General features: G+C 67.8%; 22 protein-coding genes. 18 read left to right on the forward strand and 4 right to left on the reverse strand.

Features of this window, described 5'->3' with window-relative positions:
• The first annotated feature begins 11 nt into the window (after positions 1 to 11).
• The 4 genes from ACIA8C_RS25985 to glmM all read left to right on the forward strand — a co-directional run bounded on the left by ACIA8C_RS25985 (position 12) and on the right by glmM (position 4561).
• Entirely contained in the window at positions 12 to 1790 is a 1779-nt protein-coding gene (locus tag ACIA8C_RS25985; RefSeq protein WP_397139016.1) for a hypothetical protein, read from the forward strand.
• Positions 1791 to 1948: 158 nt separating this feature from the next.
• The gene (gene rplM / locus ACIA8C_RS25990) at positions 1949 to 2392 is read left to right on the forward strand and encodes a 50S ribosomal protein L13 (RefSeq protein WP_135234871.1); all 444 of its coding nucleotides are present in this window, start codon (positions 1949 to 1951) and stop codon (positions 2390 to 2392) included.
• Positions 2389 to 2904, forward strand: coding sequence for a 30S ribosomal protein S9 (gene rpsI / locus ACIA8C_RS25995; protein WP_397139018.1), 516 nt, complete (start codon positions 2389 to 2391; stop codon positions 2902 to 2904). The genes rplM and rpsI overlap by 4 nt, the downstream gene beginning before the upstream one ends.
• Positions 2905 to 3184: 280 nt before the next feature.
• Positions 3185 to 4561, forward strand: a complete 1377-nt coding sequence (gene glmM / locus ACIA8C_RS26000; RefSeq protein WP_397139020.1) for a phosphoglucosamine mutase — start codon at positions 3185 to 3187, stop codon at positions 4559 to 4561.
• Between the two features lie 18 nt (positions 4562 to 4579).
• On the opposite strand, the gene ACIA8C_RS26005 is transcribed toward glmM, so the two are convergent.
• Positions 4580 to 6235, reverse strand: coding sequence for an ABC-F family ATP-binding cassette domain-containing protein (locus ACIA8C_RS26005; RefSeq protein ID WP_397139022.1), 1656 nt, complete (start codon positions 6233 to 6235; stop codon positions 4580 to 4582).
• Between the two features lie 256 nt (positions 6236 to 6491).
• Between ACIA8C_RS26005 and ACIA8C_RS26010 the strand changes: the two genes are divergently transcribed.
• The 5 genes from ACIA8C_RS26010 (at position 6492) to ACIA8C_RS26030 (ending at position 9880) form a co-directional block, all read left to right on the forward strand.
• Positions 6492 to 6683, forward strand: a complete 192-nt coding sequence (locus tag ACIA8C_RS26010; RefSeq protein ID WP_396995566.1) for a PspC domain-containing protein — start codon at positions 6492 to 6494, stop codon at positions 6681 to 6683.
• A gap of 103 nt (positions 6684 to 6786) precedes the next feature.
• Positions 6787 to 7095: a DUF6802 family protein gene (locus tag ACIA8C_RS26015; RefSeq protein ID WP_397139024.1), complete on the forward strand. Its 309-nt coding sequence runs from the start codon at positions 6787 to 6789 to the stop codon at positions 7093 to 7095.
• Between the two features lie 111 nt (positions 7096 to 7206).
• Complete coding sequence (locus ACIA8C_RS26020; protein WP_397139026.1) at positions 7207 to 7539, forward strand: hypothetical protein; 333 nt, start codon at positions 7207 to 7209, stop codon at positions 7537 to 7539.
• A 39-nt stretch (positions 7540 to 7578) separates the two neighbouring features.
• The gene (locus ACIA8C_RS26025) at positions 7579 to 9393 is read left to right on the forward strand and encodes a hypothetical protein (protein WP_397139028.1); all 1815 of its coding nucleotides are present in this window, start codon (positions 7579 to 7581) and stop codon (positions 9391 to 9393) included.
• A gap of 139 nt (positions 9394 to 9532) precedes the next feature.
• Positions 9533 to 9880, forward strand: coding sequence for a hypothetical protein (locus ACIA8C_RS26030; RefSeq protein ID WP_397139030.1), 348 nt, complete (start codon positions 9533 to 9535; stop codon positions 9878 to 9880).
• Positions 9881 to 10766: 886 nt separating this feature from the next.
• Here the strand turns inward: ACIA8C_RS26030 and ACIA8C_RS26035 are convergent.
• On the reverse strand, positions 10767 to 11624 hold the full coding sequence (locus ACIA8C_RS26035) for a dienelactone hydrolase family protein (RefSeq protein ID WP_397139032.1): 858 nt from the start codon (positions 11622 to 11624) through the stop codon (positions 10767 to 10769).
• A 36-nt stretch (positions 11625 to 11660) separates the two neighbouring features.
• Here ACIA8C_RS26035 and glmS point away from each other — a divergent pair, with 36 nt between their 5' ends.
• A complete protein-coding gene (glmS, locus tag ACIA8C_RS26040; protein ID WP_397139034.1) occupies positions 11661 to 13544 on the forward strand; it encodes a glutamine--fructose-6-phosphate transaminase (isomerizing) in 1884 nt (627 codons plus the stop codon).
• Positions 13545 to 13636: 92 nt separating this feature from the next.
• Here glmS and ACIA8C_RS26045 read toward each other — a convergent pair whose 3' ends face one another.
• Positions 13637 to 14836 (reverse strand): MFS transporter, encoded by a 1200-nt coding sequence (locus ACIA8C_RS26045; RefSeq protein ID WP_397139036.1) that lies wholly within the window; start codon positions 14834 to 14836, stop codon positions 13637 to 13639.
• Positions 14837 to 14973: 137 nt separating this feature from the next.
• Here ACIA8C_RS26045 and ACIA8C_RS26050 point away from each other — a divergent pair, with 137 nt between their 5' ends.
• Positions 14974 to 15465: a MarR family winged helix-turn-helix transcriptional regulator gene (locus ACIA8C_RS26050; RefSeq protein WP_397139038.1), complete on the forward strand. Its 492-nt coding sequence runs from the start codon at positions 14974 to 14976 to the stop codon at positions 15463 to 15465.
• Positions 15466 to 15473: 8 nt separating this feature from the next.
• Here the strand turns inward: ACIA8C_RS26050 and ACIA8C_RS26055 are convergent, their stop codons facing one another.
• The gene (locus ACIA8C_RS26055; RefSeq protein ID WP_397139040.1) at positions 15474 to 15902 is read right to left on the reverse strand and encodes a cupredoxin family copper-binding protein; all 429 of its coding nucleotides are present in this window, start codon (positions 15900 to 15902) and stop codon (positions 15474 to 15476) included.
• Positions 15903 to 15997: 95 nt separating this feature from the next.
• Between ACIA8C_RS26055 and ACIA8C_RS26060 the strand changes: the two genes are divergently transcribed.
• From ACIA8C_RS26060 to tsaD, 7 genes are all read left to right on the forward strand, one after another.
• The gene (locus ACIA8C_RS26060; protein WP_397139042.1) at positions 15998 to 17446 is read left to right on the forward strand and encodes an NAD(P)H-hydrate dehydratase; all 1449 of its coding nucleotides are present in this window, start codon (positions 15998 to 16000) and stop codon (positions 17444 to 17446) included.
• A 251-nt stretch (positions 17447 to 17697) separates the two neighbouring features.
• Positions 17698 to 18846 (forward strand): alanine racemase, encoded by a 1149-nt coding sequence (gene alr, locus ACIA8C_RS26065; RefSeq protein ID WP_397139606.1) that lies wholly within the window; start codon positions 17698 to 17700, stop codon positions 18844 to 18846.
• Positions 18843 to 19925, forward strand: coding sequence for an alpha/beta fold hydrolase (locus tag ACIA8C_RS26070; protein ID WP_397139044.1), 1083 nt, complete (start codon positions 18843 to 18845; stop codon positions 19923 to 19925). The genes alr and ACIA8C_RS26070 overlap by 4 nt, the downstream gene beginning before the upstream one ends.
• Positions 19918 to 20364 carry a tRNA (adenosine(37)-N6)-threonylcarbamoyltransferase complex ATPase subunit type 1 TsaE gene (tsaE, locus tag ACIA8C_RS26075; protein ID WP_397139047.1) on the forward strand — a complete coding sequence of 149 codons (447 nt, stop codon included), beginning with the start codon at positions 19918 to 19920 and terminating at the stop codon, positions 20362 to 20364. The genes ACIA8C_RS26070 and tsaE overlap by 8 nt, the downstream gene beginning before the upstream one ends.
• 55 nt (positions 20365 to 20419) lie before the next feature.
• Positions 20420 to 21178 (forward strand): tRNA (adenosine(37)-N6)-threonylcarbamoyltransferase complex dimerization subunit type 1 TsaB, encoded by a 759-nt coding sequence (gene tsaB / locus ACIA8C_RS26080; protein WP_397139049.1) that lies wholly within the window; start codon positions 20420 to 20422, stop codon positions 21176 to 21178.
• 5 nt (positions 21179 to 21183) lie between these two features.
• The gene (rimI, locus tag ACIA8C_RS26085; RefSeq protein WP_397139051.1) at positions 21184 to 21678 is read left to right on the forward strand and encodes a ribosomal protein S18-alanine N-acetyltransferase; all 495 of its coding nucleotides are present in this window, start codon (positions 21184 to 21186) and stop codon (positions 21676 to 21678) included.
• Complete coding sequence (gene tsaD / locus ACIA8C_RS26090; RefSeq protein ID WP_397139053.1) at positions 21675 to 22718, forward strand: tRNA (adenosine(37)-N6)-threonylcarbamoyltransferase complex transferase subunit TsaD; 1044 nt, start codon at positions 21675 to 21677, stop codon at positions 22716 to 22718. The genes rimI and tsaD overlap by 4 nt, the downstream gene beginning before the upstream one ends.
• Positions 22719 to 23255: the final 537 nt, after the last annotated feature.

Consider the following 23255-nt stretch of genomic DNA (forward strand, 5'->3'; position numbering starts at 1 on the left):
CAGGCACACTTATGCCTGTGACGGTGCGAGTAGGGGCGGTACATCTCGGCTGGGATGTGGTGTCCGTGGCCGCGGGTGGCGGTGGCACACCGATCCGCCCGGTCCAGGTGGAAGGTATGTGGACACCGCCGGCGTATCTGCTGGCTGATTCGTCGGGTCGGTTGCACACCGCCGGCGTGGACCGGCAGCGGCCGGACCTCGGCATGGCGATCGCCGACGTGCGTGACATCCTCGGGCATCCGCAGATCGTGGTGGCCGGGGCGACCTGGCCAGCGGAGCTGGTGTTCCGGGCCAGGATGTACAACCCGCTGGCCGCGATCGGTAAACATCTGCGCGGCAAGCCGGACCTGGTGGCGCTGCCGTTCCCGGACAGCTGGCCGGACGAGAAGGTCGAGGTGTACGCCGGGCTGGTGGAACAGCTCGACGTGACCGTTGAGCCGCTGCCGGAAAGCGTCGCGTTGTCCGGTTATGTGCGCGCGCTCGGGCTGGTGCATCCGCCGGACCAGGCCAGGCCGCACGGCATCGGCGCGACCGGTGTGTACTCCGACGGCCGGACCGTGCTGGTCGTCGCGGTGCACGGCGACGACGAACAGCCGACCGAATCGGTCGATGTGCCGGTGACCATGGAGTCGATGCGCGATGCCAGGTCCGCGGACAACGTGGTGATCGAGGTGATGGCCGCGGCCCGTTCGATCGGCGCGGACACCTCGACGGTGTTGCTGTCCGGCAATGTCTGCTTCAACGACGCGCTGCGGCTGGCCTTCCAGAACCATCTCGGCCACCGATTGCAGGTCGCCGATCATCCGATGCACGCGCTCGTGCTCGGTGCGGCGCACCTGCTGGTGACCGATACCGAAGCGGACGAGCCGGAACCGTCGGGCCGGCATGCCGAACCCGCACCGCCACCGGTCGACCCCACTCAGTTCCAGGATCCGGGACCGCAGTACCGCGATCCGGCCGGGCACTACCGGGCGGAATCCGCACCGCAGCAGGCCGCCCCCGGGCAGCGTCAAGCCGGTGCCGCACATCGGCAGGCCGAGTCGGCGCAGCGCCAAGCGGAGTCGTCACAGCGCCGAACGGACGTGCCACAACCCCACATGGATCCGTCTCCGCCGCGAACGGTGCCACCCGTGCAGTACGGGCCCGGCTATCCGACGCAGGGCGAGGAACCGACGACCAGGATCACCCGCGACGAGGTGCCCCGGCTGCCACCGAATCTCGCCGAGCTCGGCAGTCGTTTCACCCGCCCGCCGGGGCAGTACCCCGAGGAGCAGCAGGGACGTCCGCCGCAGGGTGGGCCGCCGCCCGGCCAGACATCCGGTGCGCGGTCGTATCAGGCGCCGCAGTCCGATGCTGCCGAGCAGGGGCGGCACGGACAATGGCGGGAGCCGGAGTCCGAGGACGACGACGAGGACCGGCCCCGCAAGCCGAAGCTGTGGAACAAGATGAGGGACAACCTGTTCGGCGCGCACACGGTAGTCGGCGCGCTCGCGCTCGCGGTGGTCGCGCTGCCGTCCGGCGGTGATCGCATCGAGCTGACCTCGGCGACGATGACCTTGACCGCGGCACCGGCGCCTGCCGCCGCCGATCCGATCGTGTGCCCGCTGGCCCCGTATGTGACCAACGAGGTCAGTCCAGGCATCTCGGCCACGCGCGGCCACTCGGGCGGTCTGCGCGACGGCCGGGAGACCGCGGATCAGGACTGCAAGCAGCCGGGCGTGGACACCCTGCGCTTCCTGCTGCCCGGCCCGCGCCGGGCCATCGATCCAGGGCCGCCGATCGAGATCTGACGCGATTTCGATCGCCGGATCCTGGCTGGTATTGTGGCTCGTTGGCGTATGGACGGCCGGGCAACCGGTCGTGCAATCGAACCCCGGGTCTCCACCGGCCGCCGGGAGCTTCGACCACATGCCTGGCCGGCAACACCGACTACAGACAGGGAAGCACTGTGCCTACGTACAGCCCCAAGGCTGGTGACGTCACCCGTCAGTGGTACGTCATCGACGCCACTGACGTAGTTCTCGGCCGTCTCGCCGTCCAAGCAGCGAACCTGCTGCGTGGCAAGACGAAGCCGACCTACGCACCGAACTTCGACGGTGGCGATTTCGTCATCATCATCAACGCCGAGAAGGTTGCCATCAGCGGCAACAAGAAGGCGGACAAGCTGATCCACCACCACAGCGGGCACCCGGGCGGCCTCAAGTCGCGCACTGTCGGTCAGGTGTTGGAGAGCCGTCCGGACCGGCTCGTGGAGAAGGCCGTCAAGGGCATGATCCCGAAGAACAAGCTCGGCAACGCGATCGCGGGCAAGCTGAAGGTCTACGCAGGCCCGAACCACCCGCACGCCGCTCAGCAGCCCATTCCGTTCGAGATCAAGCAGGTGGCCCAGTGACCGCTCCTGAGGAATTCAACGAAGAAGCCGTCGTCGAGGAATTCGACGCCGCCGAGGTTGTCGAGGACGGCGAAGGCTACGAAGAGGCCGAGGTCGCAGTCGAGACCTTCGCCCCGATCGTGATCGACCGCCCGGTGCAGACCGTCGGCCGTCGTAAGGAAGCCGTCGTTCGCGTGCGCATGGTGCCGGGCTCCGGCAACTTCGTGCTCAACGGCCGCACCATCGAGGACTACTTCCCGAACAAGGTGCACCAGCAGCTGGTCAAGTCGCCGCTGGTCACCGTCGAGCGGGCCGAGAGCTTCGACATCATCGCCCTGCTGCACGGCGGCGGCCCGTCGGGACAGGCGGGCGCCCTGCGTCTGGCCATTGCCCGCGCGCTGATCGAGGTCACCCCGGACGACCGTCCCGCCCTGAAGCGGGCCGGCTTCCTGACGCGTGACCCGCGTGCCGTGGAGCGTAAGAAGTACGGTCTGAAGAAGGCCCGTAAGGCGCCGCAGTACTCGAAGCGCTGATTTTGGCCTCGCCGACCACCGTCATCCGGCACCCTGGAGGTGCGGGGGGCGGTACGGTCGGCGGGCAACCTGTACGAGAGCAGGCTTCCAGCAACGGCTGGTCGCCTGCTCTCGTGCTGTATAGAATTGGCGACGTTCGCGAGCCCTGCGCGGTTACCCAGGCTGCCTTCTCCGGGCCTGACGCGTACGCCGCAGATCAAGCCGCGGCGTTTCGAGGCCCTTCGTGGCTCGGGCTGTCCTCTTCGGGCGCGCTGCGGATCCACCGATGAGGGGCTGAGGTATGGGACGTTTGTTCGGCACCGACGGAATCCGTGGGCTGGCCAACGAGTCGTTGAGTCCGGAACTGGCGCTGCGCGTTTCGGGTGCGGCCGCCCAGATTTTGAGCAGTGGCAAGAAGCGTCCCCTCGCGGTCGTCGGCCGCGACCCGAGGGCAAGTGGTGAGATGCTGGAGGCCGCGGTCACCGCGGGGCTCACCGCCGCCGGGGTGAACGTGCTGCAGGTCGGCGTGCTGCCGACACCCGCCGTCGCCTATCTCACCGGGCTCTATGACGCGTGCTTCGGCGTGATGATCTCGGCCTCGCACAATCCCATGCCGGACAACGGCATCAAGATCTTCGCGGCCGGCGGGCACAAGCTCGACGACGCCATCGAGGATCGCATCGAGGCGCTGCTCGCCGAGGACAACGCGCTGCGGCCGACCGGACGCGGCATCGGGCGGGTGGTCAACGCGTCCGGCGCGCGCGACCACGGACAGGTCGTGCCGGACCAGTACAGCGTCGCGGGCACCCATGAGCGGTATGTCGAGCATCTGGTCGAGGCGACCGGACAGGACCTGTCCGGACTGACCGTGGTGGTCGATTGCGCGCACGGCGCGGCATCCGAAGTGGGGCCCGCCGCCTTCCGCGAGGCGGGTGCGACGGTGATCGCGATCAATGCCGAGCCGGACGGCCTCAATATCAACGATGGTTGCGGCTCAACGCATTTGGAAACGGTGCAGCGGGCGGTGCGCGAGCATGGCGCCGATCTGGGGCTGGCGCTCGACGGTGACGCAGACCGGTGCCTCGCGGCCGATGCCGACGGCAAAGTCGTCGACGGCGACGCGATTCTGGCGATTCTCGCCCTCGACATGCACGAGGCCGGCGAGCTGGCGAAGCAGACCCTGGTCGGTACCGTGATGGCCAATCTAGGCCTGCACATCGCGATGCGCGAAGCCGGAATCACCTTGCTCACCACCGCCGTTGGTGACCGCTATGTGCTGGAGGAACTTCGCCGCGGCGGTTACACGCTGGGCGGTGAACAGTCCGGGCACGTCATCTTCCCCCAGTTCGGCACCACCGGCGACGGTGTGCTCACCGGCCTGAAACTCATGGCCAGGATGGCGCGAACCCGGCGTAGCCTCGCCGATCTGTCGGCCGTATTGCACACGGTGCCACAGGTATTGGTGAACGTGCCGGTCAGCGACAAATCGCTGGTCGCGGCGGCGCCTGAGGTGCGGGACGCGGTGCTGGAAGCCGAACGCATCCTCGGCGACACCGGCCGAGTCCTGCTGCGCCCCAGCGGCACCGAGCAACTGGTGCGCGTCATGGTGGAAGCCACCGATCCCGCGCAGGCCAGGCAGCTGGCCGACGACCTCGCCAAGCGCGTCGCGTCGGTCTGATCCGAAGGACCCTGCCCGTCAGGTGGTTTCGGTGAGTTTGCCGAAGTCCATCTGCCAGCGGCGGGTGGCCTGGATGGTGTCCAGCATCCGGCGGTCGTGGGTGACCAGCAGCAGTGTGCCGGTGAAGGATTCGACGGCCTGCTCTAGTTGTTCGATGGCGGGCAGGTCCAGATGGTTGGTCGGTTCGTCGAGGACGAGCAGGTTCACGCCGCGGGCCTGCAACAGCGCGAGGGCGGCGCGGGTGCGTTCGCCGGGGGACAGGGTTTCGCAGGCGCGCAACGCGACTGAGCCGCGCAGGCCGAACTTGGCGAGCAGGGTGCGGACTTCGGCGTCCGGCCAGTCCGGCAGCTGCGCGCCGAAAGTGTCGGCCAGCGAAGGCGTCCCGCGGAACAGGCCGCGCGCCTGATCGACCTCGCCGATCTCTACGCCTGCGCCGAGCGTGGCGGATCCGCTGTGCGGCTTGATCTTTCCGAGCAGCAGCGCCAGCAGGGTGGATTTGCCGGAGCCGTTCGCGCCGGTGAGCACGATCCGGTCGGCCCAGTCGACCTGGGTGGTGATCGGGCCGAGGGTGAAATCGCCCTGGGTGACCGTCGCGTCGGACAGCGTGGCCACCACCGATCCGCTGCGCGGCGCGGCACCGATGGTCATCCGCAGCTCCCACTCCTTGCGCGGCTCCTCGACCACGTCGAGGCGTTCGATGCGGCGTTGCGTCTGGCGGGCCTTGGCCGCCTGTTTCTCGGTGGACTCGGCACGCATCTTGCGGCCGGCCTTGTCCGAGTCGACCTTCTTCGGGTCGCGCGCCTTGCGGCGGGCGTTGCGCACGCCGTGTTCGAGCCAGTTGCGCTGCATCTGCGCCCGCGCCTCCAGGCCCGCCTTGGTGTCGGCGAACTCCTCGTAGGCCTCACGCGCGTGCTGGCGGGCGATCTCGCGTTCCATCAGATACGCCTCGTAGCCGCCGTCGTAGCTGCCGACCTGCTGCTGTGCCAGATCGAGTTCGACGATCCGATTGACGGTCCGCGCCAAGAACTCTCGGTCGTGGCTGATGACTACCAGCGGCACCCGGACGCCGGTGACGAACTGCTCCAAGCGGGCGAGGCCGTCCAGGTCGAGGTCGTTGGTCGGCTCGTCGAGCAGCAGAATGTCGAAGCGGGACAACAACACCGAGGCCAGACCCGCGCGCGCGGCCTGGCCGCCGGACAGGACCGTCATCGGGGTGTCGAGGCCGTTGGGCAGGCTGGCGATCAGGCCGAGATCGGCGGCTACCTCGGCAGCGCGCTGGTCCAGATCCGCGCCGCCCAGTGCGAGCCAGCGCTCCAGTGCGGGCGAATACTCGTCTTCGCCGCTGTCGGCGATATTCGCCGCGGCGGCGTCCATTGTCCGCTGTGCCTCGGCGACACCGGTTCGGCGACCGAGGAATTCGAGCACCGACTCGCCGGGCACCCGCTCGGGCTCCTGCGCGAGATAGCCGACGGTGGCATCGGGTGGGCTCAGCGTGATGCTGCCGGTCGGGGTGCGCCGGTCCGCGAGCATGCGCAGCAGCGTCGACTTGCCCGCGCCGTTCGCGCCGACCAAGCCGATCACGTCACCCGGTGCCAGGGTGAGATCGAGGTCGTCGAACAGGGTGCGTTCGCCGTGTCCCGCGGACAGCCCGCGCGCGTGCAGAGTGGTACTCACGACCGCGCCTCGCCGGCGCTCGGCTCCGTCGTGCGCACAGGCACGCTGTGTCTCTGGTTCACTCGCTGACGCTTCCTCACTGTCCTAAGTCTGCCGTGTTCGCGCGACCCATCCCGCACCGGTCGGCTACTCGGGGTAACACCCTGAACCAGGGTGGTAGGAAATCAGGGTCGGCATAGCTCCATGGACCGATGTGGCACGGCGTCCGGCTCGGCAGAGTGGAGTTCGAAGAGATCATCATCAGAGAGGGAAGACCATGACCGCACCTGCCCGCCGTTTCACCCGCTCCACCCACGACAAGTGGATCGCCGGAGTCTGTGGCGGCATCGCCGAATACCTCGGCTGGAATGCCAATGTCGTGCGCCTGCTGTTCGTGCTTTCCTGCCTGCTGCCCGGCCCGCAGTTCATCATCTACCTGGTGCTGTGGCTGCTTATGCCGAAGAAGTGAGGCCAGGGGGCTGCGTCGGGCTCCTGTGGATGTCAGGATGGAGCGATAGCGTTGTTGTCGGGTCATTGGATGACAGCACCACGAGTCCCGCTGAGGAGGAGTAATGATCACCTCGGGTGAATTGCCGGGTTTGGAACTACCCGGCATCGACGCGTCCTCGTCACTGGACGGCCTGGGTGCGGTCGAATTGCACCACCCCACCCAGGACATCGACGGTGACGGCACGCTCGACACCATCACCACCAACGGTGGCGACGCGATGCAGGTCTGGACCGATTACGACCACGACGGACTGGCGGACCACGTCACGGTCGTGGAAAACGACGGCGACTACGCGGCGTGGGAATTCCACCGGCATCCCGACGGGTCCTCGGAGTGGGTACGCACCGACCACGGGAAGATCGGCTCGTAGGTCCGTCGCCGCGGTGGGTCGGCACGACCGCCGCGGATTCGATGGAACCGAACGTCGGCGAGGCGCGTCGAAGGAAGTATGGCGGCACTCGGCGAACACGGAGGGGCGTAGATGACCGGCGATCCGAACAGCATGGTCGGCGTCCAGACGGGGGAGTTGGGTCGGCTAGCCAACGATCTCCGGATATCCGGGCAGGCGGTGGCCAAGCTCTCGCGGGAAGTGACCGAGAACGAGTTCGGTCCCGCCGATGCAGGCGAGCACTACGCCGAGCACGGCAAGCGGATCCAGCAGGGCTTCGAGCGGATCACCCACTGGATGGAGAACTGGGCCGAGGCGACGATCACCACGGCGGACGCGCTCGGTGCGTCGGTGGTGCGGTATTCGGACACCGTCAAGGAGACCGCCGGAGACATCGCGAAGGTCGGCCGTGAGATCCAGAGCTGAGCTTCCGGACGCCCGCATGTCGACGGCAAGGGGTTAGCCGTGGTTTTCACCGTTCCCGCACACGCGCGGATCAAGGAGTACCTCGACATCGGGTCTCGAAGTCTTTTGTACTTCGAGTATTTCGAGCCGCGCTTTCACCGCGCCTTTCCTGCGCCTTCCGCCGCCTTGGCCAGTTACGAGCAGTTGCACAAGCGCTTCTACGAACAGAACGGGCTGAACGAGGACAAGCTGTATAACGCCTCGGTCCGGCTGCAGGAGGTGCTGCACAACGCCGGAACGCACGTGGACAACCATCGCGTCGCCGCACAGGCGCTGCCTTCGCTGTGGCAGGGACAGGCCGCCGACGCCGCGATCCGCATGCTGAATCAGCAGGTCGGGCAGGCCGATGCGGACTGGAAGACGGCCGAAACGGCATGGGAAGCACTGGCCGGTTCGATCGCCGCGTTGCGGACCGCCGTGAAGATCAAAGCCGATGTCGTGCTGCACATTCTGGAAAACGGCGAAGGGGTGAAGATCGACGGGAAGACGCCGGAGGATGTCGACGACATCATCTCGGGCACGTCGATCGCCTGGAGCAACATCACCGAGAACAGCCTGCTCAGCAAGCTGCGCCGCCTCTTCCCGGAACTCGACGAGGACGGGCCCTCGGGCGATCTCGTGTTGCTGGTTCCCGGCACCGGGTACCAGGACCGGATCAAGCAGCGGTGTCGCGACTGGCTCGACAAGGTTTTTCAACCCGACTACACGGCCAAGGTGCAGAAGTTCAGCACAGCCTGCGACCTGACCGACCAAGCGGTGAAGAACGTCTATGAGCCGCTCATCGGTGCGCTGAATGAGGTTCCCGATACGGCTTATCCGCGTCCGGCGGCGGCGGTGCCACAGCAGCCGAAGGATGATGACGCGCCGACCGCTCAGCCCGGAAATCCCGCTGCGCCAGTCGTTCCCGCGAGTACGGCGCCTTCGCCGTCGACGCCTAGCGTGCCATCTACACCTGCGTCGCCGTCTACACCTGCGTCGCCGTCTACACCGGCGTCGCCCACAGTTCCGGCGAGCACGGGGATACCTTCGGCGCCGAGCACGCCCGCGACACCTACTGCGCCGACGGTTCCCAATACGTCGTCGTTGGAGGGGCTACCGGCGCTCAGTCAGGTGGCGAGTCAGTTGTCACCGTTGACATCTGGCATCGGTCACCTGGTCGAATCTGGGATCAGCTCGCTGTCCGGGATGGTCAGCGACGGCGTCGACAACGCGGTGAAGATGGTCGAGGGCATTATCGATCCGACGCAGGTCGACAAGGACGGCGACGGAAAGCCGGACGGCAAGCCCGCGGCCGAATTCGACGTTGCCGGTAAGCATCTCAAGTTCGAGATGAGTCCGGACGGTCAGCTGAAACTGATGATGTCCGAAGCCGACGGCAAGGCGCAGGAGTTCAGCGTCCGGCTCGACGAACACGGGATGCCGGTCATCGAGGTGCACGAGCCGAAGGATGAGGCGGGGCCCGGGGAAAAGCAGCCGTCCGCGCCGGCGGAGCAGCAGCCGTCGCCTGGGTCGCCTGGGGAAAAGCCGTCACCCGGTGAAAGCCCGGCGCCGGCGTCGCCAGGAGAAAAGTCGGCGCCGACGGACTCGACCCCGACCGCGCCTGCACCGGACAAGCCGTCGCATGCCCCTGCGGAGAACTCCGACCAACCGAACGCCCGGGTCGGCACTCCGCCACCTATGCGGCGCGGCGAAGACGGCGAACACAAGCCCAAACGCATGCCGGGCGAACAGAATCCGGACGCACCGTTCGACAGCGGCGCGGAATTGGCGGAGGCGGGCCCGATGGGAGATCTGGCCGAAGCGGGTCCGTTGTGAGCCCGGCGCAGTGCGTTGGTGAGCCGGTAGCCTAGGTGCGGATGCGGCGGGAGTGCGCGCCGCGCTCACCGAGCGGAGTCGAGCGGCGGCACGGAGCCGCTCGCTGATGTCCACTTGCGGATCGGGGAGAATCGACATCGTGAGTTACGCCGAGGAGATCGAGCGTGTCGCCGAGGAATGCCGTCGCCGCTCGGCCCTACTGCTGGACGAGCTCGAGCAGATCAACCGCAAGACCGCGGACACCAGCCGCGAACTCACCGCTGCCGCCGCCGCCGAAATGCGCGAGTTCTGTTCGGCACACTCGGACGAACTGGACAAAGCCCGCGCCGAGGTCGAAGAACGGGAACGACTGGAGACAGCGGCCCGCGAACAACGCGAAGCCATTGCCCGCTCGATTGCCGCGCGCAAAGCGAGCCGAGATGTCCTCCCGGTAGACCAGGAGGATGAGGAAGCCGCCTTTTATCAGCGTGAAACCTGGCTGATCTGACCGCTGCTGGCTCCGGGCTCAGCACCGCACAGCCACCCAACATCGAGGTGAGTCATATGGTCGCTTAAAGATCTTGTAAAGCGACCATATGACTCACCTCGATGAGCGAGAACGACCATTTGGCTCACCTCGATTGCGGAAGGTCCCTCAACGGGACCACAGCCAGTTCTCACGCTGGGACTTGAGCGTTGCCCATTACTGGCTGCGGAAGAGAAAGCCGGGGAGGGCAGGCGACGTGCCCAGCATTGCTCGATCATTCCCTGGGATATGTGCACCTATCGGAGCAGCACACCGAAGGACTCGATGGGTGTACTTATCCGGATGGGTACGGCTAAGGACGACCCAAGGTGAGCAGCCCTGAAGCTGAAGACCTGTCCAGGTTTTCCCGTGAGTAGTGTGGTCGGGTCGTGTGCCGTACCCGGCTTTAGGTGCACGTCAGGTGCGAGATGTTGCGTTCCAGCGTGGTCCTCTGGCTGTGGTGACGTTATAGAGATTTTCAAGATCAAGTGAGTCAAATGGTTGCTGCCAGAGATCATTTAGCGACCATTTGACTCACCTCGACGAGCGAGTACCACCATTTGCCTCACCTCGATGCACGCCACGTGTACTGCACCGGGTAGTTGCCTCGGGCCGGAAGTGCGGTGTCGTGTTTCGCCCTGATCATCTGGTTGCGACGCCCTGTCAGGCGCTCCCAAACCGATCGCAACAAATCCGCACCCTCACTTGGGGATCCGCACTCGGAATAGGGCCCTGAAGTCGGTGCGTATCCGAGTGAGGGTGCGGATTCTGGTGCATGCGTGGGCAGTTGAGTGCCGAACACCGGTTGTGTGACCTGCACACCAGGTGTACTGGGGGTGCGGCTCACACAACCGGTGTGCAGTGGGTGTTATCGGCGGAGTAGGCCGGCGAGTTGGGTGATCTTGAGTTTGGGGGCGGGCTTGTCTTCTTTGGCTTCGGGGTCGACGACGGCTGTGTGGGGGATGTCTGCTTCGGGATCGGCGAAGGGGTGGTAGGTCTTGTCGCGGGCGACGGTGGCGAGTAGGTAGCCGGTGAGTAGGGCTCGGGTGGTGCGGGCGGTTTTGGATTCGTGTTTGCCTGCGCCGACGGCGGCTAGCATGCGGCGGCCCTCGATGATGCCGTTGTGGGAGGCGCCGTCGATCGCGCGGAAGACCGAGGGGCCGCCCCATGCGGTGGCGAGGGGGATGGCGTTGGAGCTGACCGAGGCGAGGTCGGTGGCGCCGGCCAGGATCAGGGCGGGCGTGTCGAGGTCGGGGGCGAGGGTTTCCGCGGACGGTGCGGTGGGGGCCGGGAACAGTGCGGCGACCGCGGCTACCTGGCGCTGGGCGGCGGCGATGACGGCGGCGCCGGCGCCCATGCCGTGGCCGACCAGGGCGAGCCGGTCGGGGTGCACGCTGATGGTGCCGTCGCCGAGTCGCACACCGGTGCAGATGTCCAAGGTGGTGAGCAGGTCGGTGGCCAGGCCGAGATGTGACGGGATCGGCCCGCGCTCGGTGTCGGGGGCGGCGGCCACGAAACCCCAGGACGCGAGGTGCTCGAGTAGCTGCCGGTAGTTGGCGGCGCCGGTCAGCCAGCCGTGCCCGAACGCGACGGCGGGCAGGTTGAGCCCGGATTCGGGCGTGAATACCACCCCCGGCTGCCCGGCGATGGCCAAATTGCCGCGCAGCACCCGATGGGGGCCGCGGCTGGTCAGGGTGCTCAGGAGTGATTTCACAGACGCCGACACGACGAGAACGTTATCCGATAAGTACTCTGGTGAGCCATGTGCGGAATCGTGGGGTACGTCGGATACCGGGACGCGCTCGGCGTTGTCGTTGACGCGTTGCGCCGCATGGAATATCGCGGCTACGACTCCGCGGGTGTGGCGATCGTCGACGGTGCCGGTGCGTTGGCAGTGGAACGCAAGGCGGGCAAGCTGGCGAATCTCGAGGCCGAACTCGCCGAAATCGGGGTGGCGCGGTTCGCGGGCAGCACCGGAATGGGACATACGCGCTGGGCAACGCACGGCGCGCCGACCGACCGCAACGCGCACCCGCATCGGGACGACAGCGGCAAGGTCGCCGTCGTGCACAACGGGATCATCGAAAACTTCGCCCCGCTGCGCCGGGAACTGGAGGACGCGGGCGTCGAGCTGCGCAGCGACACCGACACCGAGGTCGCCGTGCACCTGGTGGCCAGGGCCTACGCCGACGGTCCGACGGCGGGCGACTTCGCGGCCAGCGCGCTCGCGGTGGTTCGCCGGTTGGAGGGCGCGTTCACGCTGGTCTTCACCCATGCCGACCACCCGGACCTGATCTTCGCGGCGCGGCGCTCGACGCCGCTGGTCGTCGGTGTCGGCAAGGGCGAGATGTTCATCGCCTCGGACGTCACGGCGTTCATCGAGCACACCCGCGAGGCGGTCGAGCTCGGTCAGGACCAGGCCGTGGTGATCACCGCCGACGGCTACACGGTCACCGATTTCGCCGGCGACGACGCGGCCGCGCGTACTCGGCCGTTCACCATCGACTGGGATCTGGCCGCCGCCGAGAAGGGTGGCCACGACTATTTCATGCTCAAGGAGATCGAGGAGCAGCCCGCCGCCGTCGCGGACACGCTGATCGGGCATTTCAGCGTGGACTCCGACGGCGCGGGCCGGATCGTGCTGGACGAACAGCGGCTCGCCGATCAGGAACTGCGCGACTTCGACAAGGTCTTCGTGGTCGCCTGCGGTAGCGCCTACCACTCCGGGCTGCTGGCCAAGTATGCGATCGAGCACTGGACCAGGCTGCCCGTCGAGGTGGAGCTGGCCAGCGAATTCCGTTACCGCGACCCGGTGCTGGATCGTTCCACGCTGGTGGTGGCGATCTCGCAGTCAGGGGAGACGGCCGACACGCTCGAGGCGGTGCGCCACGCCAAGGAGCAGAAGGCGCGCGTGCTCGCGATCTGCAATACCAATGGCGCGCAGATCCCGCGCGAGTCCGACGCGGTGCTCTACACCAGGGCCGGACCGGAGATCGGCGTCGCCTCGACCAAGGCGTTCCTGGCTCAGGTGACCGCGAATTACCTGGTGGGGCTGGCCTTGGCGCAGGCGCGCGGCACCAAGTACCCGGACGAGGTGGCCCGCGAGTTCGCCGAACTCGAGGCGATGCCGAAGCTGGTGGAGCGGGTGTTGGAGACGGCGCCGCAGGTGCGGGCGATCGCGCGCGAGCTGGCACACGTGTCGACGGTGCTGTTCCTCGGCCGCCACGTCGGGTACCCGGTGGCGCTGGAGGGTGCGCTCAAGCTCAAAGAGTTGGCGTACATGCACGCCGAGGGTTTCGCGGCGGGCGAGCTCAAGCACGGCCCGATCGCGCTGATCGAAGAGGGCCTGCCGGTGATCGTGGTGATGCCGTCTCCGAAGGGGCGCGCGGTACTGCACTCCAAGCTGCTCAGCAACATTCGCGAGATCCAGGCCCGCGGCGCGCGCACCATCGTGATCGCCGAGGAGGGCGACGACACGGTCCGCCCGTTCGCCGACGACCTCATCGAGATCCCGACGGCCCCCACGCTGTTCCAGCCGCTGCTGTCGACGGTTCCGCTGCAGATCTTCGCCGCCGAAGTAGCCCAGGCCCGCGGCTACGACGTGGACAAGCCGCGCAACCTGGCCAAGTCCGTCACCGTCGAATAACCCACGGTCCCAACCGTTTCAACCGACGCACCCCGAACCGCTCAGCGATTCGGGTGCGTTTGTTCATAGGGTCAGGAACACTCGTGCGTGAGTCACGGGTGGGAGGCAAGGACCAGGGAATCGGTTGCGGCAGGGTGGATTCGGCTGGTCGGGCGGCGTTCCAAGGCGCCGGACCACACGGCCAGAGCCAGGGCGATGACGACCAGGACGACGCCGACCCAATTGGGGGCGGTGTAGCCGAGACCCGCGGCGATGACCAGGCCGCCGAGCCAGGCGGAGATAGCGTTGCCGAGGTTGAAGGCGCCGATATTGACGGCCGACGCCAAAGTCGGTGCGCCGGAAGCCTGGTCGAGCACGCGCTTCTGCAGGGGCGGGACGGTGGCGAAGCCGAGGGCGCCGATCAGCACGACGGTGATCGCGGCGGCGATCTTGTTGTGTGCGGTGAGGGTGAACAGGGCGAGCACCACGGCCAGCCCGCCGAGGGACAGGTAGAGCATCGGCATCAGGTGGCGGTCGGCGAACTTGCCGCCGATCAGGTTGCCGAGGAAGAAGCCGAAGCCGAACAGCACGAGCAGCCAGGTGACCGAGCTTTCCGCGAAACCGGTGACCTCGGTCATCATCGGTGCGAGATAGGTGATCGCGGCGAAGACACCGCCGAAGCCGAGCACGGTCATCGCCATCGCGAGCAGCACCTGCGGGTTGCGGAAGACGGCGAGTTCGGTGCGCAGCCGCGCGTCCTGCGGGGCGGGCTGTTCCGGCACCAGCAGGGCGATACCGGCCAGGCCGATCAGGCCGACCAGCGCGACGATCAGGAAGGTGAGCCGCCAGCCGAATTGCTGGCCGAGCAGGGTGCCCAACGGCACGCCGACCATGGTGGCGACGGTCAGTCCGGTGAACATGATCGCGATCGCCCCGGCGCGCTTGTCCGGGCGAACCACGGCACCGGCGACGACCGCGCCGATGCCGAAGAACGCGCCGTGTGCCAGTGCGGCCACGATCCGTCCGGTCAGCATCAGGCCGAACGTGGGTGCGACAGCGGACAATACGTTGCCGGCCACCAGAAGCAGCAGCATGCCGAGCAGCATCCGCTTGCGCGAGACCCGGGTGCCGAGCCCGGTCATCAGCGGCGCGCCGACCACGACGCCGAGCGCGTACCCGGTGACCAGTAGCCCTGCGGTGGGGATGGATACCGCGTAGGTGGCGGCGATGTCGGGGAGTAACCCGACGACGACGAATTCGGTGGTGCCGATTCCGAAGGCCCCGAGCGTCAGGGCGAGGAGTGCGAGCGGCATGAGCGGGAGCCTCCACGATAGTTGCGCCTGTTTCTTACAGGCGTCAACAATAATTGCAGACGCGTGATAATCGCAAGCGCGGGCTATTGCGGTATTCATCTATCCTGGAGGGACAACCTCTACGCGGAAGGAACGCGATGACCGCGGATGCCGCCCTGACCGGCCTGGCCGATGGCTGGTACGCACTGTCGCTGCTGCACGATCGGATCGAGGCGCACATCGAACGGGCCCTACAGGGCGGCCACGACCTGAGCGTTCGCGAGTACTCGCTGCTGGTGGTGCTCAGCCGCCAGCACGATGGGACGGGCGGTCACCTGCGGATGAACCAGGTCGCCGAGGCCGTCGTGTTGAGTCAGAGCGCAACGACGCGGCTGGTGACCCGCCTAGAGGATCGCGGCCTACTCCAGCGCTATCTGTGCCCCGACGACCGTCGCGGCATCTACACAGACGTCACCCCGCCTGGCCTGACCCTCCTGGAACAGGCCAGGCCCACCCACGACGCCGCCCTCTCCAGCGCGTTGGGTCAAGCCGCTGCCGACCCCGAGCTGGCACCTTTGGTTGCGGCCGTCGAAGCACTCAACACCAGTTCCGTGCGCGGCCCGCGCGCCCGCCACTATCGGCCGGTCTAGCAGGCCGGCTACTGCACGGTGACGGTGCCGCGCATTTCCGGGTGCAGCGAGCAGAGGTACCGGTAGGTGCCGGGCACGGTGAAGGTGTAGCTCCAGTCGCCCTTGTCGATGATGGGGCTGTTGAGGCCCATCGCCTTGTCGCCGATGCCCTGCACGGTGTGCGGGGCCTTATCAGCGAAGTGCCAGGTGACCGTGTCGCCGGTCTTGACGGTGACTTCGGCGGGGGCGAACTTCATGTCGTTCACCTCGACCGTGCTGGCCGCGGGCTTCGTATCGCCCGAGGGCTGCGATGTCGTGGTGGTCGGATGTGATCGCTTCGTGGTCGTCGCGACCGCGCCGGAGTCGCTACCGCCGCACCCGGCGACCAGCAACGCCGCTGCCAGCACGAAACCGGTAACAACCTGTGTAGACCTTGCACGGGGCTTGACCATAGGCATGATCGCCAAGCGTAGTCTGCTGTCGTTGCGGGCTTGTGCGGCGCTCTCGGTGCCGTGCGGTGCGTAACAGACGGTACTGAAGTGGAGGATCGCCCATGTCCACGCAGCGGGGTTATTACACCGCCGACGAAGTACGCGAGGCCGAGGCCGAGCTGTTCACCAGAGTTCCGGACGGCGTCCCGATGCAACGTGCGGCGTACGGCCTGGCCACCGTCGTCGCAGGCGAGTTGCGGGCACGCACCGGCGGTGTCGCCGGACGCTCGGTGACCCTGCTCGTCGGTTCCGGTGACAACGGCGGCGACGCGCTGTGGGCCGGGTCGATGCTGCGCCGCCGCGGTGTCGCGGTCACCGCGGTGCTGTTGAATCCGGCCCGTGCCCATGCGAAAGGTCTTGCGGCGCTGCGTAAGGCGGGCGGCCGGGTACGCGACGAGATCGGCGAGCCGGATCTGGTGATCGACGGCATAGTCGGCATCTCCGGCCACGGCGCGCTGCGCCCGAATGCCGCGGAACTCGTTGCGGCGCTGCGTGTCCCGATCATTGCCGCGGATTTGCCGAGCGGCGTGGATCCGGATACCGGCGCGATCACCGGCCCTGCCGTCCGGGCCGATGTCACCGTCGCGTTCGGCGCGTACAAGCCGGTGCATGTGCTGGCTGCACCGCACTGCGGGCGAATCGAGCTGGTGCCCATCGGGTTACGCTTACCCGAGCCGAATCTGGCGGCGCTGGAACCCGCTTCGATCGGCGCGGGCTGGCCGGTACCGGATGCGGCCGACGACAAGTACTCCCAGGGCGTCACCGGCGTCTGCGCGGGCAGTGCCGAGTATCCGGGTGCGGGGGTGTTGTGCACCGGTGCCGTCGTCGCGGCGACCTCCGGCCTGGTCCGCTATGCCGGAACCGGCGCCGCCGATATCCTCGCCCATTTCCCGGAAGTCATTGCCACCGAGCATGTCTCGCAGGTCGGCCGAGTACAGGCCTGGGTGTTCGGACCCGGTGCCAGCACCGACGCCGACGCGCACAAGCGGCTCGTCGAGATCCTCGCTACCGACCTGCCGGTGGTGGTGGACGCCGACGGCCTCACCATGCTCGCCGCCGAACCCGACCTGGTTCGCGGCCGCTCGGCCCCGACCGTATTGACCCCGCACGCAGGCGAATTCGCGCGACTAACCAGGGCGGAGGTCGGTGACGATCGGGTGAGCGCGGTGCGCTCGCTCGCCGAAGAATGGCAGCTCACCGTGCTGCTGAAGGGGCGAGCCACCCTTGTCGCCACCCCGGGCGCTCCGGTTCTGGTCAACGAGGCAGGCGCGTCCTGGGCTGCCACCGCGGGCGCGGGTGATGTCCTTTCCGGCATCATCGGCGCGCTCCTCGCCGCGGGTCACCGCCCGAGCCGGGCCGCCGCGGCAGCAGCACGGGTGCACTCTCTTGCCGCCAACCTCGCCGCGCACGAAGGCCACCCCGACGCCGCGCCCATCTCGGCAACCCCGCTGCTGGACCACATCCGCCCGGCCATCCGCACCCTTCGCGCCCTGGCCCGTTCGGACGTCTGACTCGAGGTTCGCCGCTTGCCCGCTACTCCGCGGAGTTCAGTGATAGGACCGTCCGCCCCACTGTGCCGCAGAACACGGCCGGGGCAACTCGCCGCAACCAGATATCCCCGCCCCAATAGACTTCAGCAAGAACAATCGTGACGACTGACTTCGACAGCACATGGGTAACTCGTCGGGTACGGGCTGACCACAGCCCGCCGCGTCACCGCTAGCCGCCGAGGCCACCGCCGTGGCCGCCGCGTCTGGCCTGAATCCCGGAGAGGCGGACAAGCGTGAACGCGCAGGTGGAGACTGTCGTCGATCTGGATGCCATCGCACACAACGTGCGCGTCCTGCGCGAACTCGCGGGCGATGCCGCCGTGATGGCCGTGGTCAAGGCCGACGGATACAACCACGGTGCCGTCGAGGTCGGCAAGGCGGCGTTGGCCGCGGGTGCCGCCGAACTGGGTGTCACCACGATCGACGAGGCCGTCCAGCTGCGCGAGGCCGGCATCACGGCGCCGATCCTGAGCTGGCTCAACGACTCCGACGCGGACTATGCCGCCGCGATCGGCGCCGACATCGAGATCGGCGTCTCCTCGCTCAGCCAGCTGCGTGCGGTGGAAGCGGCGGCCAGGAGCACGGGCCGCGCCCCGACGGTCACCCTCAAGGTGGATACCGGACTCAATCGCAACGGCTTGTCGACGTTCGAATACCCGCAGGCCCTCGCGGAACTGCGGACCCTCGTCGACGAGCAGGCGGTGCGCTTCCGGGCGATCTTCTCCCACCTCGCCCGCGGCGACGAACCCGAGCACCCGACCAATGACCTGCAGCGTGACCGCTTCCTGGAGGCCATCGCCGTCGCCAAGGAACACGGCCTGGAACCGGAACTGGTGCACCTGGCCAACACACCTGCCACGCTGACCCGCCCCGACCTCGCCTTCGACCTGGTCCGCCCCGGCATCGCGATGTACGGTCACTCGCCGGTCCCCGACCTCGGCGATTTCGGATTGCGTCCCGCGATGACCTTCCAAGCGCGCGTCGTTCAGGTGAAGCAGATCGCCGCCGGGGCGGGCGTTTCCTATGGGCACACCTGGATCGCCCCGCACGATACCACGGTCGCACTCATCCCCGCCGGCTACGCCGACGGTGTATTCCGGCCGCTGAGTGGACGTTTCGAGGTTTGGATCGGCGGCGCGCGGTACCCGAACGTCGGTCGGGTCTGTATGGATCAGTTCGTCGTCGACCTCGGCGACAACGCCGCGAACATCCGCGAGGGTGAGGTCGCGATCATGTTCGGCGGCGGTCAGGGTCAACCGCGGGCCGAGGACTGGGCGAACCAGCTCGACACCCTCAACTACGAGGTGGTCTGCGCCCCGCGCGGCAGAGCTGTCCGCCGCTACGTGGGCGGTGCCCGGTGAGACGCCCCCGGATCACCCCGGTTCGCGGCGGCTTGGCCACCGCGGGAGTGATCGGCGCGCTGGCCGGGGCACACGCGCTGCGCCGGGCTGGTGCCAGGGTGCTGTGGCCTGCCCGTCGCGACGAATACCGGGACGAGAACTTCGATCTCATCGACGAGGACCGCTCCGGCGCGGTGCTCACCGACGACGGCGTTCGCCTGGCCACCCGCGAATGCGGTCCCGCGGACGCGCCGGTCACGGTCATTTTCGTGCACGGCTTCTGCAACACCATGGAGTCCTTCCACTTTCAGCGCCGCGACCTCGAAAAGCGGTGGGGCGCAAGCGCGCGCCTCGTCCTGTTCGACCTGCGCGGGCACGGGCGCTCCGGCACGCCGGAGACGGCGAGCTGCACCGTCGCCCAACTCGGCCGCGACCTCGCCGCGGTGATCACGGCGAGCGCGCCGACCGGACGGGTGGTGCTGGTCGGCCATTCGATGGGCGGGATGGCAGTGCTGGCCGCCGCCGCGCAATTCCCGGAGCTGTTCGAGGCCAGGGTGATCGGGGTAGCGCTGCTCTCCACGGCCGCCGCCGAGGTCACCGCGGCGGGCATCACCCAGCTGCTGCGCAACCCGGCGATCGACGGCTTCCGGATGGCCGTGACCACCGCGCCCGCGCTGGTCCAGGCGGGCCGTTCCACGGCGCGACATGTGATCGCGCCGATCCTGCACGTCAGCTCGTATCACGGCGAGGTGAGTCCCACCCTGTCCCGATTCACCACCATGATGATCGATCGGACGCCGGTCGAGACCATCGTGAAATTCCTGAAAGCCATCGAGTTGCACGACGAATCGGCCGCGCTGCCCACCCTCGCGCACCTGCCGGTCCTTGTCCTCGGCGGCACCAACGACCTGGTGATCCCGTTCCGCAACTCGCTTGCGCTGTCGCACGAGCTGCCGAGCAGTGAAGTGATCCGCCTCATCGGCGCCGCGCACATGGCGCACCTGCAGTACCCGGATATCGTCAACGACGCACTCGATCGATTGCTCGTCCGCGCGGGCGTGCGCGAACCGACCCAGGCCTCGGAGGCGACCAGTGGCTGACCGGCAGCAGCGGACCCTGCCCACCGTCGCCGACACCGAGGCGCTCGGCCGGGAGCTGGCGGCCGGCCTCGGCGCGGGTGACCTGGTGGTGCTCGACGGCCCGCTCGGCGCGGGCAAGACCGCGCTCACCAGGGGCATCGCCGCGGGTCTCGGCGTGCAGGGCCGGGTCAGCTCGCCGACCTTCATCATCGCCCGCCAGCATCGGGCCGGCGAGCGCGACGGCGCGGTGCCGCTGGTGCACGTGGACGCCTATCGGCTCGGCGGCGACCTGGACGAGCTGGACGCCCTCGACCTCGACACCGACCTGCATCAGGCGGTGGTCGTGGTGGAGTGGGGCCGTGGCGTCGTGGAACATCTGACCGATCGGCACCTGCGGGTGCTGCTTTCGCGCGAACCGGAGTCGGACGTGCGCACCGCCGAATGGGAATGGGTCGATTAACTACCCGGTAGCTCCGCACCGACGGCAGCTACCAACCGGTATCGTTGGATCAATCATGCTGGTATTAAGCGTCGACACCGCGACACCCGCCGTGACAGCGGGATTGGTGGAACTGGAGCAGGCCGCACCGGGCGCGGCCACCGTCGGTGGCGACCGGATGCCGGTCGCGCCACGGGGCAGCGCAGGCGAACGCTTATCGGTCGCTCGATATGACACCCGCACCCTCGCCGCCCGTGTGCGCGTCGATCCGCGCGCCCATGCCGAGGTCCTCACCCCGCAGATTCTCGAATGTCTCAGCGAGGCAGGCCGTTCCAGGTCCGACATCGACGCGGTCGTGGTCGGCATCGGGCCGGGCCCGTTCACCGGGTTGCGCGTCGGCATGGCGACGGCCGCGGCCTTCGGTGACGCGCTGGGCATTCCGGTGTACGGCGTGTGCAGCCTCGACGGGATCGCCGCCGACGCGGTGTCCGACCTCACAGCGGGCAGCGAACTGCTCGTGGTGACCGACGCGCGCCGCAGGGAGGTGTACTGGGCGCGCTACCGCGACGGCATGCGCGTCGCGGGGCCGGACGTGGCCAAGCCGAGCGAGGTGGATATGGCGCAGGCCACGGTGATCGCCGGATCCGCCTCGCACGTCGACTTCTTCGACCTACCCGTGCTTCCGGTGGAGACGCCCTCGCCCGCCGGGCTGGTTCAGGCCGCGGCGGCGGACCTGCTCGGGCGCGCGGTGCCCGCCGCGCTGGTGCCGCTGTACCTGCGCAGGCCCGACGCCGTCGAGAAGAGCTACCGCGCCCTCGACCGGACGGGAGCGTGACCGCGGTGGCTATCCGAATCGAGCCGATGGTCACCGCGGACATCGAGCGTTGCGTCGAACTCGAGCAGCTGCTGTTTCCCGAGGACGATCCCTGGCACGCGGTGGCGTTCCAATCGGAGCTCGCCGCACCGCACAATCGCTACATCACCGCGCGCGACGACGACGGGCGAATGGTCGGCTACGCCGGCGTCGCGCTGCTCGGTGATGACGAACACCCCGAGGCCGAGGTGCACACCATCGGCGTCGACCCCGCCTGCCTGCGAGCCGGCATCGGGACCTTGCTGCTCGAGGCGCTGCTCGCCGAGGCGGCCAAGCGCGGCGGGCCGATGTTCCTCGAGGTACGCACCGACAACACCCCCGCGATCGCGCTGTACGCCAAGCACGGCTTCCACATCATCGGGTTGCGCAAGAACTACTACCATCCCAGTGGCGCCGACGCCTACACCATGCGCAGGCCCGCGTTGAGCGCGCTGCCCCTCCCGGACGAGGTCCTCTCGTGATCATCATGGGCATCGAAAGTTCCTGCGACGAAACCGGAGTCGGCGTCGTGCGCAGGCACGCCGACGGCAGTTGTGAACTGCTCGCCGACGAGGTCGCCTCCAGCGTCGACCAGCACGCACGGTTCGGCGGCGTGGTGCCCGAGATCGCGTCGCGTGCCCATCTCGAGGCGATCGTGCCCGCCATGCGCCGGGCGCTCGCCACGGCGGGCATCGCCAAGCCGGACGCCTTGGCCGTGACCATCGGCCCCGGCCTGGCCGGTGCGCTGCTGGTCGGTGTCGCGGCCGCGAAAGCCTATGCGGCGGCGTGGGATGTGCCGTTCTACGCGCTGAACCATCTCGGCGGCCATGTCGCGGTGGACACCCTGGAGCACGGCCCGATGCCGCCGTGCGTCGCGCTGCTCGTCTCCGGCGGCCACACCCATCTACTGAAGGTCACCGATCTGGCCGAGCCGATCACCGAGCTGGGTAGCACCGTCGACGATGCGGCGGGCGAGGCGTTCGACAAGGTGGCGCGGCTGCTCGGTCTCGGCTTCCCCGGCGGTCCCGCGCTCGATGCCGCTGCGACGCGTGGGGATTCGCGCGCGATCGCGTTTCCACGCGGCATGACCGGCCCGCGAGACGCCCGCTACGACTTCTCGTTCTCCGGGCTGAAAACGGCCGTCGCCCGCTACGTCGAGTCGGCGCAACGCAGCGGACTGACCGCCGAGGACCTGCCGATCCCCGACATCGCCGCTTCCTTCCAAGAGGCGGTCGCCGACGTGCTCACCATGAAGGCAGTGCGCGCGGCGCAGGACGTCGGCGTGGACACACTGGTACTCGGCGGCGGCGCAACCGCCAACTCCCGAATCCGCTCAATGGCCGAGGAGCGTTGCGCCGCAGCCGGATTGACGTTACGCGTACCCAAGCCCCGCCTGTGCACAGACAACGGAGTAATGATCGCCGCACTCGGCGCCCACGTGATCGCAGGCGGCGCCAAGCCATCCCCGCTCACAGTGGCAACCGACCCAGGCCTGCCGGTCTCAGTCAGCCGAGTCACCTGAACCTCCGGCGGTGGCCCCCAGCCCCTCGAGGTGAGTCAAATGGTCGCCATTTGATCTCCAACAGCAACCATTTGACTCCCCTCAACCTTGAACCACCCCGCAACACCGTCGACGCTCAACCGCTCACCCTTTGTGTGAGCCGCACCCCCAGTACACCTGGTGTGCAGGTCGCACAACCGGTGTGCGGCCCCCAAACCCCCACGCATGCAACACAATCCGCACCCTTACTCGGGATACGCACCGACTTTAGGGCCCTACTCCGAGTGTGGATCCCGAGTGAGGGTGCGGATTTGTTGCGATACCGGTTTGAAAGCGCCTGGCAGGGCGTCACCGCAAGATAATCAGCCGAAACCCGATACCGCACACGCGCCCGGAGGCAACAACCCGGTGCAGTACATGTGGCGTGCATCGAGGGGAGCCAAAAGGTGGTACTCGCTCATCGAGGTGAGTCAAATGGTCGCTAAATGATCTCTGGCAGCAACCATTTGACTCACTTGATCTTGAAAATCTCTATAACGCCACCACAGCCAGAGGACC

The sequence above is a fragment of the Nocardia sp. NPDC051321 genome, from assembly GCF_044455225.1.
Lineage (GTDB): Bacteria > Actinomycetota > Actinomycetes > Mycobacteriales > Mycobacteriaceae > Nocardia.

Excerpts from the sequence above, each read along its gene's own strand:
- ACIA8C_RS25985 (WP_397139016.1), top strand. The coding sequence starts at position 12 with ATGCCTGTGACGGTGCGAGTAGGGGCGGTACATCTCGGCTGGGATGTG.
- glmM (WP_397139020.1), top strand. The coding sequence starts at position 3,185 with ATGGGACGTTTGTTCGGCACCGACGGAATCCGTGGGCTGGCCAACGAG.
- ACIA8C_RS26010 (WP_396995566.1), top strand. The coding sequence starts at position 6,492 with ATGACCGCACCTGCCCGCCGTTTCACCCGCTCCACCCACGACAAGTGG.
- ACIA8C_RS26015 (WP_397139024.1), top strand. The coding sequence starts at position 6,787 with ATGATCACCTCGGGTGAATTGCCGGGTTTGGAACTACCCGGCATCGAC.
- ACIA8C_RS26020 (WP_397139026.1), top strand. The coding sequence starts at position 7,207 with ATGACCGGCGATCCGAACAGCATGGTCGGCGTCCAGACGGGGGAGTTG.
- glmS (WP_397139034.1), top strand. The coding sequence starts at position 11,661 with ATGTGCGGAATCGTGGGGTACGTCGGATACCGGGACGCGCTCGGCGTT.
- ACIA8C_RS26045 (WP_397139036.1), bottom strand. The coding sequence starts at position 14,836 with ATGCCGCTCGCACTCCTCGCCCTGACGCTCGGGGCCTTCGGAATCGGC.
- ACIA8C_RS26050 (WP_397139038.1), top strand. The coding sequence starts at position 14,974 with ATGACCGCGGATGCCGCCCTGACCGGCCTGGCCGATGGCTGGTACGCA.
- ACIA8C_RS26055 (WP_397139040.1), bottom strand. The coding sequence starts at position 15,902 with ATGCCTATGGTCAAGCCCCGTGCAAGGTCTACACAGGTTGTTACCGGT.
- ACIA8C_RS26060 (WP_397139042.1), top strand. The coding sequence starts at position 15,998 with ATGTCCACGCAGCGGGGTTATTACACCGCCGACGAAGTACGCGAGGCC.
- tsaB (WP_397139049.1), top strand. The coding sequence starts at position 20,420 with ATGCTGGTATTAAGCGTCGACACCGCGACACCCGCCGTGACAGCGGGA.